This window comes from Rivularia sp. UHCC 0363 (genome assembly GCF_034931125.1).
GTDB lineage: Bacteria > Cyanobacteriota > Cyanobacteriia > Cyanobacteriales > Nostocaceae > Rivularia.
The window spans coordinates 24,711-40,139 of the sequence record NZ_JAYGHM010000073.1; the positions used below are offsets into that span (position 1 = coordinate 24,711).

Annotated in this window: 11 protein-coding genes and 2 tRNA genes; 8 read left to right on the forward strand and 5 right to left on the reverse strand. The window is 38.2% G+C overall.

Annotated elements, in window-relative coordinates:
* Positions 1–363: 363 nt before the first annotated feature.
* The gene (gene bchB / locus VB797_RS29040) at positions 364–1,890 is read left to right on the forward strand and encodes a ferredoxin:protochlorophyllide reductase (ATP-dependent) subunit B (RefSeq protein WP_323241243.1); all 1,527 of its coding nucleotides are present in this window, start codon (positions 364–366) and stop codon (positions 1,888–1,890) included.
* 347 nt (positions 1,891–2,237) lie between these two features.
* Here bchB and VB797_RS29045 read toward each other — a convergent pair whose 3' ends face one another.
* From VB797_RS29045 to VB797_RS29065, 5 genes are all read right to left on the reverse strand, one after another.
* Positions 2,238–2,498, reverse strand: a complete 261-nt coding sequence (locus tag VB797_RS29045; protein ID WP_323241244.1) for a hypothetical protein — start codon at positions 2,496–2,498, stop codon at positions 2,238–2,240.
* A 125-nt stretch (positions 2,499–2,623) separates the two neighbouring features.
* Positions 2,624–3,298, reverse strand: coding sequence for an HAD family hydrolase (locus VB797_RS29050; RefSeq protein WP_323241245.1), 675 nt, complete (start codon positions 3,296–3,298; stop codon positions 2,624–2,626).
* A 306-nt stretch (positions 3,299–3,604) separates the two neighbouring features.
* Complete coding sequence (locus VB797_RS29055) at positions 3,605–5,215, reverse strand: TROVE domain-containing protein (RefSeq protein ID WP_323241246.1); 1,611 nt, start codon at positions 5,213–5,215, stop codon at positions 3,605–3,607.
* A 37-nt stretch (positions 5,216–5,252) separates the two neighbouring features.
* Positions 5,253–5,376: transfer RNA gene (locus VB797_RS29060), tRNA-OTHER, on the reverse strand.
* 217 nt (positions 5,377–5,593) lie between these two features.
* Positions 5,594–5,723, reverse strand: a tRNA-OTHER gene (locus tag VB797_RS29065).
* An 834-nt stretch (positions 5,724–6,557) separates the two neighbouring features.
* Here VB797_RS29065 and VB797_RS29070 point away from each other — a divergent pair.
* From VB797_RS29070 to VB797_RS29100, 7 genes are all read left to right on the forward strand, one after another.
* On the forward strand, positions 6,558–6,824 hold the full coding sequence (locus VB797_RS29070) for a hypothetical protein (protein ID WP_323241247.1): 267 nt from the start codon (positions 6,558–6,560) through the stop codon (positions 6,822–6,824).
* Positions 6,825–7,196: 372 nt separating this feature from the next.
* Entirely contained in the window at positions 7,197–7,943 is a 747-nt protein-coding gene (locus VB797_RS29075) for a hypothetical protein (protein ID WP_323241248.1), read from the forward strand.
* A gap of 495 nt (positions 7,944–8,438) precedes the next feature.
* Positions 8,439–9,086 carry a sigma-70 family RNA polymerase sigma factor gene (locus VB797_RS29080; protein ID WP_323241249.1) on the forward strand — a complete coding sequence of 216 codons (648 nt, stop codon included), beginning with the start codon at positions 8,439–8,441 and terminating at the stop codon, positions 9,084–9,086.
* A gap of 27 nt (positions 9,087–9,113) precedes the next feature.
* Entirely contained in the window at positions 9,114–10,202 is a 1,089-nt protein-coding gene (locus tag VB797_RS29085) for a DUF1822 family protein (RefSeq protein WP_323241250.1), read from the forward strand.
* A 251-nt stretch (positions 10,203–10,453) separates the two neighbouring features.
* Positions 10,454–13,096, forward strand: a complete 2,643-nt coding sequence (locus tag VB797_RS29090) for an ABC transporter substrate-binding protein (RefSeq protein WP_323241251.1) — start codon at positions 10,454–10,456, stop codon at positions 13,094–13,096.
* An 82-nt stretch (positions 13,097–13,178) separates the two neighbouring features.
* Positions 13,179–14,333, forward strand: coding sequence for an FIST signal transduction protein (locus tag VB797_RS29095; protein WP_323241252.1), 1,155 nt, complete (start codon positions 13,179–13,181; stop codon positions 14,331–14,333).
* A 6-nt stretch (positions 14,334–14,339) separates the two neighbouring features.
* Positions 14,340–15,374, forward strand: coding sequence for a sensor histidine kinase (locus tag VB797_RS29100; protein ID WP_323241253.1), 1,035 nt, complete (start codon positions 14,340–14,342; stop codon positions 15,372–15,374).
* Positions 15,375–15,429: the final 55 nt, after the last annotated feature.

A 15,429-nucleotide genomic window follows, 5' to 3' on the forward strand; every position in this document is an offset into this window, starting at 1 on the left:
CCCTAGTAACACACCCTACAAAATATGAACCATAGTTAAGCGTCTAGTAAGGTTTTATACTCCGGCAATGGTGCGTTACGGCATTTTCAAAATATTAATGTGGAACAGAAACATATTAAAGCCGTAACACACCCTACAAAATATGAACCATAATTAAAATTTATTAACAAAAACGTTACTTAACTTACCGTTATTGCCTCAAAAATCCCCAATTGTTAGAAAAATTAACCGTTAAATCAACTTCTATTAACTTCGCTTCTTCATAAGTACTTATTTTGGGACAATTAAGAACGTCAATAAATTAAAGCATTTATAGTCCAATTTTCGGACAACTTAATTTTCTATAAAAAGGAGAAACTTTTCATGAAATTAGCTTACTGGATGTATGCGGGTCCCGCTCACATTGGTACTTTACGTGTAGCCACGTCTTTTAAGAACGTTCACGCTATTATGCACGCACCAATTGGCGATGATTATTTTAATGTAATGCGATCGATGTTGGAACGCGAACGCAATTTTACTCCGGTGACGACTAGTGTTGTTGACCGTAATGTTCTTGCTCGCGGTTCTCAAGAAAAAGTTGTGGATAATATTACCCGCAAAGACTCTGAGGAACATCCCGATTTAATCGTATTGACTCCCACTTGCACCTCCAGCATTCTCCAAGAGGATTTAGAAAATTTTGTGGAAAGGGCGCAAATGGATGCTAAATGCGATGTGTTGCTGGCTGATGTCAATCATTACCGCGTCAACGAGTTGGAAGCCGCTGACAGAACTTTGCAGCAAGTCGTCAAATACTACATTGAAAAAGCGCGTAAAAAAGACGAACTTCCTACTGGTAAGACTGAAAAACCTTCTGTAAATATTATCGGTATTTCAACACTCGGTTTTCATAACCTCCACGATTGCACCGAGTTGAAAAAACTGATGAACGATTTGGGAGTTGAAATAAACGCCGTAATCCCCGAAGGTGCTTCCGTTCACGAGTTGAAAAACTTACCCCGCGCTTGGTTCAACTTAGTACCTTATCGCGAACTTGGGATGATGTCAGCCAAGTATTTAGAAGCAGAATTTGGAACACCTTACGTTGATATTGCTCCGATGGGTGTAGTAGAAACTGCTCGCTGTATCCGTAAAATTCAGCAGGTAATTAATCAACAGGGTGAGTCAGTCGATTACGAAGAATTCATTAAAGAGCAGACCCTGCATGTATCTCAAGCTGCATGGTTCTCCCGTTCCATAGACTGTCAGAATTTAACTGGCAAAAAAGCCGTTGTATTCGGCGACAATACCCACGCAGCAGCGATGACCAAGATTTTAGCGCGGGAAATGGGAATTCACGTAGTTTGGGCTGGAACCTACTGTAAATATGATGCAGAATGGTTCCGCGAACAAGTGAGCGAATACTGCGACGAAGTGATAATTACCGACGATCATGGTGCAATTGGAGATGCGATCGCCAAAGTTGAGCCTTCAGCAATCTTCGGTACGCAAATGGAGCGTCACGTAGGTAAGCGCTTGAATATTCCTTGCGGTGTCATCGCTGCACCGATTCACATTCAAAACTTCCCCATCGGTTATAAACCTTTCATGGGTTATGAAGGAACCAATCAAATCGCCGATTTAGTGTACAATTCTTTCACATTGGGAATGGAAGATCACCTATTAGAAATCTTCGGTGGACACGATACCAAAGAAGTAATTACCAAAGGAATTTCTGCTGACTCCGATTTAGGTTGGACAAAAGAAGGATTAGCAGAATTGAACAAAATTCCTGGATTTGTACGCGGTAAAGTGAAGCGAAATACCGAAAAATTTGCACGGGAAAGAGGTGTTAAGGATATTAACGTTGAGGTACTTTACGCTGCAAAAGAATCTGTTGGTGCTTAATTAATTAGATTTCGAGTAATGTAATAGGTAATTTAATTAAAAGTCTCTCGTTATCTTTCACGGGAGGCTTTAATTATAAATATCAATTCAAGTTAAATTTATCTTTTAGTTTCACCAATGAACAATGAATCCTTGATACTTCCTCCCAATTGGCAAGATTGGATAACTGTGTTTAGCTATGTAGGTTTTACAGTATTCATTTTTGCCTGCATATTAGTCGCACAAAACAAATAAAACTTCATAACTAAAACAACTAATTTGCAAATTCGTAGAGGAGCAATACCTCTTAATCTCTTCCCTCAGCGTCTAGTAAGGTTGTTTAGAACGAGCAATATTTATCAAAACAACTACTTCTTATAAAATTGGCATACTAAATTACCTGGATCATCTTCTCCAAATGGGACAATTTTCCCATTATTTTGAATTTTGAATTCCCCACGACAGTTATAGATTTCTTCTGGTTGTTTCTTACCATCAATACTAATAGTTGTTCTATAATTCCAATATCTTTTAGCACTACGCTTGATATCAAGAACGCAAATTTCGTGTCCGTTATAATCGCGGCAAGTTATAGCAGCATTCGCCGGAAAAGCGAATGAAAAAGTCATACTTAGCAATAGCAGTACTAAAGCAATCAATTTCATAAATATTGAATTTTATATTTTATGTAGGTCGCGAGAAATTTAGAGAACCCTTTCTTAACCACACTACGACAAAAATAAAGCTATTACAATTATTTCGTACTTGCTAGCGGGGAACTGTCATAGTTTTCAACTAAATCTGCCGCATCGTTATAAATGGCGATCGCCCCTTCAAGCCGAGCATCATCAAAGCCACCGCTACGCATTGCAATTACTTCGATTCCCGCTTTATTTGCTGCTTCAATATCGTAAGGAGTATCACCGATCATCACAATTTCGTCGGGCTGCATTTCAAACTTTTTCAAAGCAGCTTTGACGATATCAGGTGAGGGTTTCGAGTTTTCTGCATCGTCGGAACTTGTAGCGTCATCTTCACTGAGAATATCGTCTACTTTAGCAACTTTGAGTAAAGATGTAAGTACTTTAGAACTTGCTGAAGTTGCAATTATCAAACGTTTTCCTTCTTCTTGCAACTTTAATACCATCTCTCTAGCACCATTAGCGGGAGACATTTTTGGTACAAACTTATCAAGAACTAATTCCTTACGGTAATCGGTTATTTCCTTGCCTTTTCCTTCTTCATCGGAAAGCCCCGGCGCGAATTTAGGAATAATTTTGTCACCACCCATGCCAATTAATGGTCGAACTTCCTCATATTTTACCTCATAACCAAATTTTGCAAATGCTTCTACCCAAGCTTGGGCATGAACATCATTACTAAGGACGAGAGTTCCATCTACATCTAAAATTACGCCTTTAAATGCCATAGTTGAGATATTAAGTAATAAAGTACAAATTATTTTTCATCAATAATTTAACAGTTATAACTTCTTACTAAACTGCTCTCAAGGCAGATATCCAAGCCTCGACTTATAGCCAAGGTTATATATTTAGAAATAAAGGCGGGTACGGGGATCGAACCCGTTCATCCCCTAAATGGTGGAGATTTTAACCGATAACCCTCGATTCATCGTCCCGAAATGGGCAAGTTGCGAACCAGGAAAACCCGCCATGAATAAGATGGGGAGATGGGGAGAAAATTTTTATCTCATTCCCACCATCTCTTTAAGTAATTATAATCCGCCTTCTGCCAGCATTTGAATCAAACGCGGCGCACCGGGGTCGAATCCGCCGATGTCCCAACTTAAGGGGTCTTCGGGGTCTACCAAGGTAATCTGATAAGGTGCCAGAGTGATGTAAACGGCTTTTGCATTAGGATTGACTTTTTCGCGATATCGTGCAAGCGCTTGCGATGGATGACTTGTACCAGCCCAACTTTCTGAATCAGTCCAAAAACAAATTACATCGGCTTTGAAGTTGTTTTTAATCATCCAATCATAAGCAACTGAAGCATCTGTACCGCCGAAGTTTTGATTGCTAGCTTTAGCGATCGCCGAGCTAAAACTATCTTTAGCTGTAATACCTAAGTTGCGAAAATCGGTAGCAAAGCCGCGAATCATGTAGTTTTTCTCGGCTTTTGCGGTCACGAGTGCCATTGTGGTGGCGATTTCACAGCAGGTAAGTCCAATAGAACTCACGGTGGTATAAGACATCGAACCAGAAACATCAACCGCGTGCATGAACACTTTACCCGTAGGTTCAACCACATCGAAAGACAGTTCTAACGCTTTTTCTAAAATATCTACTATGCGGCTAACTGGATTCCAAGTCTTCTTACTGCGTCCTAATTTTCCTCCCGACTGATAGGTTTTGAGCGCTTTCAAAACATCAATAGGATGAATGCGACCTTTCCGTAAATGTTCTTTGCTATTTAAAACAGCTTCAGCGCGATCGAGGTTTGCAAGTTCATCGCTTCGCAATACATCCAATTCAGTCAGCGAACCCAAGTTACGCAACATCGCACCAATTGGCATTTCATTAAATAACAATTGCCAAGCTTGTTTATCCATTTTGCCCACGGGTGCAGTCATTTCGTGGGTTAAGCGTCCTTGAGTAATGGCTTCATGGGTTCGATCTGGATTGCGTTTCAACCATTCGTACCACCAAATTTGGGTTAAAGCGGTGCTAGGAATATTCGTGGGTAATTCTTCCCAACCTTTTACTATCCAATGAAACAGTAATTCATGGTCGGGAGTTGGTGGTTTGACGTGAAACAAGCGCAAAGCGTCGCGGTTGGTGAAGTCATGACGTTGCTGATACTTCAACAATTGATAAGCCAAACTTTTAGCATCGGGACGGGATAACCAGGTTTTACCGGCTTCCCGGACAACTTTACCGAAACCACGCAGCGACTTTGTATAGCTCAACCATTCATAAAAATGGCTGCCAGTACGAACTACTTGCGGAAATATTTTTGTAAAAGCTGCTTTCGCTTCCGGTGTTTCACCCATTGATAGCAACACTAAAGCAAATATTGGCGCACTGTTATTGATGGCACGTCCATCGCTAGCGTACAAAATTTCTTCAGCAACGCGATCGCAATTTTCAGCAACAGCTTTTTGAACGGTTGGTACAAAATCTTCAGTTAATTCGCGCTTTCCGGCGTAGTAAGTGCTTTTTGCGGTACCGATAAGCAAACAGCGGCGCAGCATTTGCCATATACCAGCATCAAACATATAGCCGCCGCTGCGTCCCCGAATCATCTCTGCTTCTCTACCGGGGATGGCTTTATTTTGCGGCGTTTTTTTATTTTGATTATTTTGAGTAAAAAATTTATAGTTCATTATTTTAACTCCCAGCCCTTGCGGGCAAAAATGGAAGGTGGTAGGACGGGATTTGCACCCGCGACCTCTCGCGTTGTAGGCGGTAATCTTTATTCGTCGTCCCGTTAGGGCAAGGTTTGAACAAAGACGTTTAAGCGCTCTATCTACTGAGCTACCTACCACATGAGTATTTTAGATTAGTTGGTGTAGGGGGTAGGATTTGAACCTACGAATAATCACTTCCGAAATTAATTTTCAGATAGCTATATTGGCGAATTACGATAACCCTTAATATTCGTCCCTTATCAGGCAAGTTGTTAATTAAGGAAATAAGGTCGCTGCCTTCAACCACTTGGCTACCCCTACTTAAAAAGTTATAACTCATGAATTTAAATTAATTGGAGCAGGGAGCGGGATTTGCACCCGCGTTTCCGGCGTGACAGGCGATAACCCTAAATTCTTCGTCCCCGATGGGGCAAGTTGTGAATAAGGATATTTACGGCGTTCTAGGCTACTAAACTATCCCTGCACGAATATTTTAGATTTTAGATTTCAAATTTTTTGTGTAACGGGACAGGATTTGCACCTGCACAACTATTAGTTACTAAATCCCGATAACCCTAGATTTTTCGTCCTAACTTGGAAGTTGGGTAAGTTGTTAAATCAAGGTTTAAATTAGCGCGTCTACTATTTCCGCCACCCGTTACATATAGAGTTTTGATTTTTGGTACCGGAGGTAGGATTTGTTCACCGAAGGTGTTCCCGTTCATCGAAGATGTTCCCGAAGGGTAGGGTACCTACGACCAACGGCTGGTGGAGGCGATAACCCTAATTCTGCGTCCTCGAAAGGCAAGTATCGAAAAAGGACATTTACGTTGCTCTACCACTGAGCTACTCCGGTATATTTTTATTTTTTTAAACTTTTTAATTCAAGATATTTTACGCAATTAGCAAATAATTTTTTTATTTCTGATTTGCTCCAAGTTAATTTGTTTTAACGAGATTGAAAAAACATAAAGTCAAGTTTCATGAGATGTGTTTTTCGCTCTGTACTATTAATGTAGTATATGTAATATAAAGTGTCAAGGGGTTGAGAAAATAATTTGTAGTGCGAGCATCTTGCTCGCTCGTTACAATTAGCTCGCTAAAGCAACTAGCGAGCTAAAGCAACCAGCGAGCTAAAGCAACCAGCGAGCTAAAACAATTAGCGAGCTAAAACAATTAGCTCGCTAAAGCAACCAGCGAGCTAAAACAATTAGCGAGCGAGACGCTCGCACTACCCTAACCCCTCATAAGTTACGTCCCAAAGTAGTAGTCCACCACATTAAATATGATGGGTTAAAACATTCGTAGTGCGACCATCTTGGTCGCTCGTTACAACCAGCGAGCTAAAGCAACTAGCGAGCTAAAAGCAACCAGCGAGCTAAAAGAACCAGCGAGCGAGACGCTCGCACTACCAGACACCCCTCATAACTTATGTGGTGGAGTACTAGTAGGCTTTTATAAAATCCGGATGTTGGGTTACGGCGCTTCAAAACTCTTCGTCAAACATGAATCTATTCGTGCGCTTTTAACCCAACCTACTGGCTACGAAAATGTTTTACCCATCAAAATTAATATGGTGGAGTAATAGGATTTAATCAAAATCCGGATGTTGGGTTACGGCGCTTCAAAACTCTTCGTCAAACATGAATCTATTCGTGCGCCTTTAACCCAACCTACTGGCTTGATATCGGTATTGAATTGTATCGCTGATTACTTAATTTTCCAGTTTTGCCTAAATGCGATCAACTTAATTTTTTTTGCCTTTAAATTGATAAAAGTTGAGAAATACCAGCGGATAAAAGACTTTCCGCTAAATATTGACGGATTTGCGACTATCAACAAAGTTAATTTTTCCCAAAAATTTTCCTGTAAATTTACAAGCAATACAAATTAATGTCCTAATTTTTGCCAAGATGATAATATTTCCTAAAACAAATCACTTAGCAAATATATAGGCATGAGTGAAAAAACACTAGAAACCTCGGGCAAAGGTTTTTTGCTTCTACTTTTGCCACTTTCGTTTTTAATTATCTTCCTAGTTTCTGCATGGCGGTTCTTGCTGGGAGTGTTTGCTGTAATTATCGGGTTCAATTTGTGGAGAACCTTCCAATGGCAACAGTGGTGCAGTAAGGTTAACCCGATTTTCCAAAAGTTAATCCAGGAAAATCAAGGCAGAATTACCCCTATGGACTTAGCACTGCGGGGTAATTTTCATGGAAGTAAGGCAAAGCGCTATTTAGATACTAAAGCTTCTGAATTTGGCGCGAGTATTGTTGATTCAGATGATGGCAATAAAGTTTATTACTTTATGAGTGCCAACACTTTGGGCAGCATTCTGGACAGTAGCGAACCAGAAATCGATTTTAGTAACGCACCCGTTGCAACTTTAAACAAAGCATTTCTCGAACCGATTCCTGTAATTGAGCGGGAAGAATCTGTTGAATTAGTAGAACCGGAGGAATTACCTGAAGAAACTGTACAACAGCGAGAACACGTAGAGAAACCTTTAGAAAAACAACTGTTTTTAGGTTCTTTGATTCAATCAGAACTTGCGAAACGTTTAGGGGTTTATTCAAGCACGGTTTTCAAGCGTAGAGATGACCCAGAATTTCCGGAATGGACTCGTAATAAAGACCCAGATGGAGTTGCTTGGACTTTTTCTCCGGATACTAAGGAGTTTTTCCCCGTGGAAGACGAAACTTAGTCACAAGTTGGAAACAGTTAATTATCAATTATTTAAGTGTATTCATGTAGCGGTTCTCATTTGAGTAACGGTAAATGTGCCCATTGCTTTTTAAATCATTTGCAAACTGCGATCGCATTCCTTAAAGGCTTTATTCAATTGAGAACCGCTATTTTTTAGAGTATTTTGTGCTTGTGCTTACCCGGATTTATTAATTGTAGGACTTACGCAAAGCTCCACTTTTTAACGGGGTTGGGGGGATCTCAGTGTCTAGAACACTATACTTTCCTTCATCGCTGCGTAAGTCCTGAATTGTATTCCCCAACACCTCATCATTGCAGAAAACTGAATTGCTTTTTTTTGCAAAAAATGTAAAGTTTTGTAAAGAAGCAAGCGGATTTTTGAATTACATCTGACAAGTTATCGAAGCGGAAAATTCAGAATCATTGCAGGAGCGGTTGTGTTACAAAGCCCGATATACCAATCATTTTTCTGTTACATATTAAAATTACGTATATGATACATTCTGAAAATCTAAATCAACAACTAAATCAATTAGCAACAGAAGTTTGTCAGCATCCGAAGGGTAGTTTAAAGTGTCAGCGGTTGTTAAATCAGTTGATTTATCAAATGCAGCAGTCAGGGAAAATTTGGAAAGGTAACGATATTCGGGAGCAATATTATGAAGATGCATTACAGCAAACTTGGTTTTGGTTTTGCAAAAATATTCATAATTATGATGCGTCTCAAGCGAATGTAATTACTTGGTTTAACGTGCATCTTAAGTATAGACTTTTGGATGTTCGTCGAGAAATAGCTGAAGAAGAGAAAACTAAAGCAACTAATTTAAAATATGAAGAATCAAATCCGATAGACCCAATTGATAACTTACCAGCACCAGATAAACCGCAACCAATTTTAGAAGAAACTCTAGAATGGATTGAAACTCAAGGTAGTGAATTACGCCGTCTTCACGTCCGTTCATTCCCGCATATTAACTGTCAGGAATTGCTCAAGTCTAAACTACCTCCTGATGCAAAAACTTGGCGGGAATTAGCCGAAAAGTTTGGTAAACGAGAAAGTACTCTCAATCATTTTTACCACCACAAATGTTTTCCTTGTCTGCTAGCTTTTGGCAGAGCGCAAGGATATATAGATACGTAGCAAAAGTTATTTTTACGGTATTTACTGATGATGTCAACAGAACAACTAATCATTTCTATTCCGATTACTCAATTCGACCGAGATAAGGCACATAAATTCGCTCAAGAACAATCTAACTCGGAAAAAGCAAAGCAAGTTTACGAGAATACTTTGGCTGTATTGGTAACTAATAGTTACTTACAAATGTTAGATGTATCAACTGCGTTACAACAAAGTTATAGCTGGAATGCTGTAGCTCGACTAAGTACTAATATTGCAGACTTAAATTTACCAGATAAAGGACATTTGGAATGTCGTCCAGTTAAGAAAAACGATCGCACTTGTTACGTTCCTCAAGATGTCTGGAATGACCGTATTGGCTATGTTGTAGTGCAGCTTGATGAAGAGTGCAAACAAGGAAACTTATTAGGATTTACGTCGCAAGTTAACAGCACCGCGCTTGAGATTAAACAATTGCAATCTTTAGATAACTTATTAGTAACTTTACATTCTAATCAAACTGTAATTCAATTAAGCCAATGGTTAGAAAATATTATTGATACGGGGTGGCAAAATATTCAAGAAATAGTAGATAGACGAGCAATGAATCCTCTTTTCGTATTTGCAGATATTTCTCCTGAAGTTGCAGATTCCGATAAAATGGAAGATGTAGTTACTCAATTGTATGCAACTCAAAATGAGATAAATAAAGTTGATTCAGATTCAGAAAAGGCTTTAATTCACCTATTAAAAAATACTTGTAACGAAGAAATTCGCTGGAAAGCTGCCGAATTGCTTTGGGAAATTAACCCGCAAAACCCGGCAGGTGGTATACGAAAAGCAATTGATTTGGGTATGTACTTCGGTAAAAATGCTGTAGCTTTGATGGTGGCAATATTGCCCAAACCCGATGAAAGCTTAGCAATCTTAATTAGATTATATCCAGGAGGTAGCAAAACTCTTCCTCCAGGATTGCAACTTAGCGGCTTAGATGCAGATGGAAATTCATTTTTTACAGTGCAATCTAGAAATAAAGATAACTACATTCAGTTTAAATTTACTGCCGAATTAAGCGATCGCTTTAATATTCAAGTCGCTTTAGGTGATGCAAATATTACAGAGAGATTTGTTGTTTAGTTATTTATAAAGTTTATATTAGCTGATTTTTCTCTCACTAAAGTATTGTTATCTTTAACACTAAAATAAACTTATGTTTTTATCTGTAGAGATGCAATTCCCTTGTGTCTCTACATTTTTAATAAGGATAAATAAGTTCGCCACAAATATTATTTAAAATGGAAACATTAGTATATATAATCCATTCTTAAGTATAATAATTGTTATAAATTAGACGAAATTTTAAGAAAAACCATTACTCCCCAACCGTCATGAGCAAGTTTGTTGTATTGAATATTGACGAAGGCAGTTTTGAGCTAGGTTTTCGTGTAAGACTCGGAATTGGTGAAGATGGTCCAACATACTTTAGACAAGAGATTATGTTACCTCCAGCACCTGATATTCCTCGCTTTTATCAAGATTGGCAAGATAAGTACCGCGAGTTAGGTAAAACTAGACAAATCAATATTCCTCCCGCTCAAATCACCAATTGCTCTGTAATTGAAGATGAGAATCAAGCTCGTAATAGATTTGAGAAATATTTGAATGAGTGGTTTAATCAACTTCCCTTCCGAGAGTTACAAGTCAGAATAGAAGAAAAAACGCAGCAAAAGGAAACAATAAGAATAATTATCGATACTAAGAATATTTATTTAAAAAAGCTTCCTTGGCATTTATGGCAATTATTTCACAACCGTCCCCAAGCCGAATTTGCTTTGAGTGCAGAATATGCACCTCCTAGCGAACCTTTAAAACGTCCCGTGAAAATTTTGGCTATTTTCGGGGGTAGTCAAGGATTAGATTTAACTTTAGACCGACAGTTATTAACAAATTTGAAGAATCGGGGAGCGAAAGTTACTTCCTTAGAAAAACCTCAGAAAAAACAGCTTAGTCATAGTTTGTGGGAGCAGCATTGGGATATTTTGTTTTTTGCAGGACATAGTTCTTCTGGGGAAGAATGTAAAACCGGAGAAATTCAAATTAATGATAGTGAGAGTATTTCACTAACTAGGTTAAGAAATGCGTTAAGAACTGCGGTTGACAATGGTTTAAAGTTAGCAATTTTTAATTCTTGCGATGGTTTGGGTTTAGCGGATGAATTAAGTAGTGTAAGAGTTCCGCAAATGATTGTGATGCGGGAACCCGTACCCGATGAAGTAGCACGACAATTTCTACAATACTTTTTAGAAGATTTTTCTCAAGGACATTCTTTATATTTAGCGGTAAGAAATGCACGTCAACGTTTGGAATGGATGGAAGATAAGTTTCCTTGTGCTTCTTGGTTGCCTATAATTTGTCAAAATCCCGCAGCACGTCCTTTAATTTGGGCTAAGTCTTCGATGACAGTTGTAAAAAGATCGGTTTTAGCGGGAATTGCGATCACGTTTATTTTTTTTGGCAATCAAATTTACAAAAAAATTGGAGAAGGTAATCATTTTTATCAGTCGCAACCAACATCAAAAGCTCAAAAAAATATAACCTCTCCGATAAATTTGAGAGACACTCTACAAGATTTAGGCGAAAATTTTAGCTGGGGAGAAAAAATATTAATTAGCTATAACTCCAATCAATGGAAACAAAGAGGTATAGAAGCTTTTTCCCAAAAGAAATACGAACGGTCAATTGAATATTTTGACAAATCTCTTCAACTAAATAAGAATGACCCAGAAACGCTGATTTATCTTAATAATGCTGTCGCGATGATACCTTCAGAAAGCGATAAGCTTCCGGTTCCAACTACAAGTACTCTCAAATCTTGCATTATTCAAAATCCAAAGCCTCTACAAATTGCTGTCATTGCTCCTATTTTTGGTAATACAACAAATCAAATCAATGAAGAAACATTGCGAGGAGTTGCCCAAGCTCAAAATGCAACTAATTTAAGCTGTGGAATTAAAGGTAGGCTGTTACAAGTAATTATTGTTGACGATAGAGATAAGGCTTCTACATCTTCACAAGTAGCAAAAACATTGGTTGACGAGAAAGATATCTTAGCTGTAGTTGGTCATTATTCGAGCAGAGCAACTATCGAAGCTGGAAAAGTTTATCAAGAAAAACAAATGGTTGTAGTTTCTCCCACCAGTACTGCTGTGAGAAAATCACCGAATAAAGACTATGGAATTAATTTAAATAAATATGTTTTCCGCACACCAACAAATGACGCGATTGCAATTAAAGATTTAGTTAATTATATGCTTAGAATACTAGGCAAAACAGAAGCAGCTATTGCCTATGATTCTAGTGGTTCGTACAGCAAAACTTATCGCGAAGAATTGAAAAAGCAACTGCAATCAATCGAAAATGGTAGATTGATTAATCTTACAGAGTGCGACCTTTACAATAATCCCAATCTCGAAAATTGCGTGAAAAAAGCTAATGCAGCAGTAAGTGTATTAGTACTTGTCCCTGAAACAGGTGTAACTTTTAATAAGGCTTTGGACATTTTAGATAGCAATAATGGTTCAAATCTGACGCTCTTTGGCGGAGATTCTTTGTATAGCAAAGCAGTAGAAAATAAAGGTGGGAAAGTAAGAAATCTGATAATTCCAATTCCTTGGTTTCAGAATGAAGTGAATAAAAGCCCATTTGAAGCCGATGCTCAAGAACTTTGGAATGCTCAAGTAAACTGGCGTACTGCAATGTCATATGATGCGACTATGGTGATTACTGAAGGTCTGCGACGCATGGGGAACGATCCATCTCGCGAAGGACTCCAGCAGATTTTATCCGCAAAAGGTTTCTCGGCAGAAGGTGCAGCAGGAACAGTAGAATTTGAAAATGGCGATCGCCGCATCACAGATGAACGCAAAGTCACACCCGAAAACAAAACTCAAATCGGTGTACTAGTTCAAGTAAAATGCGACACTCAGACATTGCCATCCACCTGTAAATTTGTTCGCGTTCCCCAACAGTAAAACTTAATTATTCGACTACCTTCAACTCTGCTTTCAAATACGGGAATAATAACCTTGTCCCGAAATATACACACATACATATATGTTCAAGGTAGCCGTTGGTCACAGTAATGACCCAGATTCGGATTTTGCTATTGCAGAGGTATTGGAGCAATGTCAAATTACTTTAGCGGGAGATGTTCCTACCGCTGGAATTCTTTTTGCTGCGATTGATTTCGAGCATTCTCTTATTTTGCAGGAAATTAATCGAACTTTCCCTCAAATTGAATTAATTGGCTGTACAACCGATGCGGAGATGTCTTCGGTATTGGAGTTTGAGCAAGATTCTGTAACTTTAATGCTGTTTTGTTCCGATGAAGTCGAAATTCGTGCGGGTATCGGAAGGGGACTTTCCAAAGATGCGGTTACAGCTACAAAACAAGCTGTAGAGCAAGCACAAGCTAAAAGCAACTTGAAATCTTATCAGTTATGTTTGACCACTCCGGAAAGTCTCACAGCGGATGGAGTATTAATCGTGGACGGGTTAAAGCAAGCTTTAGGTGACAATTTTCCGATTTTGGGTGGATTAGCTGGAGACCAGATGAGATTTAGCCAAACCTATCAGTTTTTTAACACCGAAATTTTGAGCGATTCGGTTCCAATTTTACTGTTTTCGGGAAAATTATTGTTTTCTCACGGTGTAGCAAATGGTTGGCATCCTATCGGTAGAAAAGCTGTAGTGACTAAAGCTGATAAAGGTATTCTTTACGAAATAGATCATAAACCTGCTTTAGATTTTTACGATGATTACATAGGTGGGCTTACACCTTCACCTGAATATCCTTTAGCAATTTTAGATCCACAAGCTAATGAATTTTATACACGAGCGCCTCACGATTGCGATCGCAAAATTAAAAGTGTCTATTATTTAGCACAAGTTCCCGAACAAACGGTAGTGCAAATAGCTCAAGCAAGTCGTGAAGATATCTTAGCTGCGGCTAAAACTTCAATTACAAAAGCTTTAGAATCCTATCCTGGAACCGAACCACAAGCTGTTTTATTTTTCTCTTGTGCTGCTCGTCGTCAACTACTAGGTACACGCATTAAGGAAGAATATCAACTAACTAAAACCAGTCTTAGTCAAGCTTTACCCTGTTCTGGATTTTATACTCATGGCGAAATATCACCTTTGAAAATTGGTACGTCTAGCCGATTGCATCATGACACTTTCGTCACTTTACTTTTAGGAGTGAGTTAACTCACAATGGAACCACAAGAATACGAGCAAAGAATTAAAGAATTAGAAAAAACTAATCGGATTTTACAAAAGAAATTAGAACGTTCCGAAGCTAATCGAATTACTTTAGAAGAAAGTAACGATAAAAAAGAATTTTTACTAAAAAAAGTAATTGCTGATTTAGAAGAATCAAAACAAGTTTTAGAACAGCGGAGACAGGATTTAGAACAAGCATTGCAAAACTTACAAGTAATGCAAGTTCAGTTAGTTGAATCTGAAAAAATGTCTGCTTTAGGAATAATGGTTGCTGGTGTTGCTCATGAAATCAACAACCCCATCGGCTTTATTTATGGTAATCTCAATTACGTTGAAGTATATGTTAAAGATTTATTTTATTTATTAGAATGTTATGAAGAATATTGTTTAAATTCCATTCCCGAACTGCAAGCAGAAATAAAAACAGTTGAACTTGATTTTATCAAAGAAGATTTTCCCAAACTAGTTAATTCTATGAAAATTGGTGCCGAACGCATCAAAAAAATTGTTTTATCTTTACGCAACTTTTCCCATCTAGATGAATCAGAAATTAAAGATATTGACATTCACGATGGTTTAGATAGCACTTTGATGCTTTTACAAAGCCAACTCAAAGAAAAATCAGATCGTGCAGAAATTCAAATAGTCACAGAATACGGCAATATTCCTCGCGTGGAATGCTACGCAAGACAATTAAATCAAGTATTTATGAATATTATTATTAATGCTATCGATGCTTTAGAAAAATCATTAAATCCCCAAATTAAAATCAGCACTGAAACTAAAGAAGATTCAATTTTAATTAGAATTGCTGATAATGGAATAGGAATAACTCAAGAAATTAAACAAAAAATATTTAATCCTTTTTTTACTACTAAAGTTGTTGGTAAAGGAACCGGGTTAGGATTATCTACCAGCTATCAAATTATTGTCAACAAACATGGGGGTAAATTGGAATGTAATTCTACCCCAGGTGTTGGTACGGAGTTTGCGATCGCGCTTCCCCAGAAATATAAGGGAAGATGAGGGGACAAGGGGATAAGGAGATTGGGGGATGGGGGGAAATAATTTTTAACGAATC

Excerpts from the sequence above, each read along its gene's own strand:
- bchB (WP_323241243.1), top strand. The coding sequence starts at position 364 with ATGAAATTAGCTTACTGGATGTATGCGGGTCCCGCTCACATTGGTACT.
- VB797_RS29045 (WP_323241244.1), bottom strand. The coding sequence starts at position 2,498 with ATGACTTTTTCATTCGCTTTTCCGGCGAATGCTGCTATAACTTGCCGC.
- VB797_RS29050 (WP_323241245.1), bottom strand. The coding sequence starts at position 3,298 with ATGGCATTTAAAGGCGTAATTTTAGATGTAGATGGAACTCTCGTCCTT.
- VB797_RS29055 (WP_323241246.1), bottom strand. The coding sequence starts at position 5,215 with ATGAACTATAAATTTTTTACTCAAAATAATCAAAATAAAAAAACGCCG.
- VB797_RS29075 (WP_323241248.1), top strand. The coding sequence starts at position 7,197 with ATGAGTGAAAAAACACTAGAAACCTCGGGCAAAGGTTTTTTGCTTCTA.
- VB797_RS29080 (WP_323241249.1), top strand. The coding sequence starts at position 8,439 with ATGATACATTCTGAAAATCTAAATCAACAACTAAATCAATTAGCAACA.
- VB797_RS29085 (WP_323241250.1), top strand. The coding sequence starts at position 9,114 with ATGATGTCAACAGAACAACTAATCATTTCTATTCCGATTACTCAATTC.
- VB797_RS29090 (WP_323241251.1), top strand. The coding sequence starts at position 10,454 with ATGAGCAAGTTTGTTGTATTGAATATTGACGAAGGCAGTTTTGAGCTA.
- VB797_RS29095 (WP_323241252.1), top strand. The coding sequence starts at position 13,179 with ATGTTCAAGGTAGCCGTTGGTCACAGTAATGACCCAGATTCGGATTTT.
- VB797_RS29100 (WP_323241253.1), top strand. The coding sequence starts at position 14,340 with ATGGAACCACAAGAATACGAGCAAAGAATTAAAGAATTAGAAAAAACT.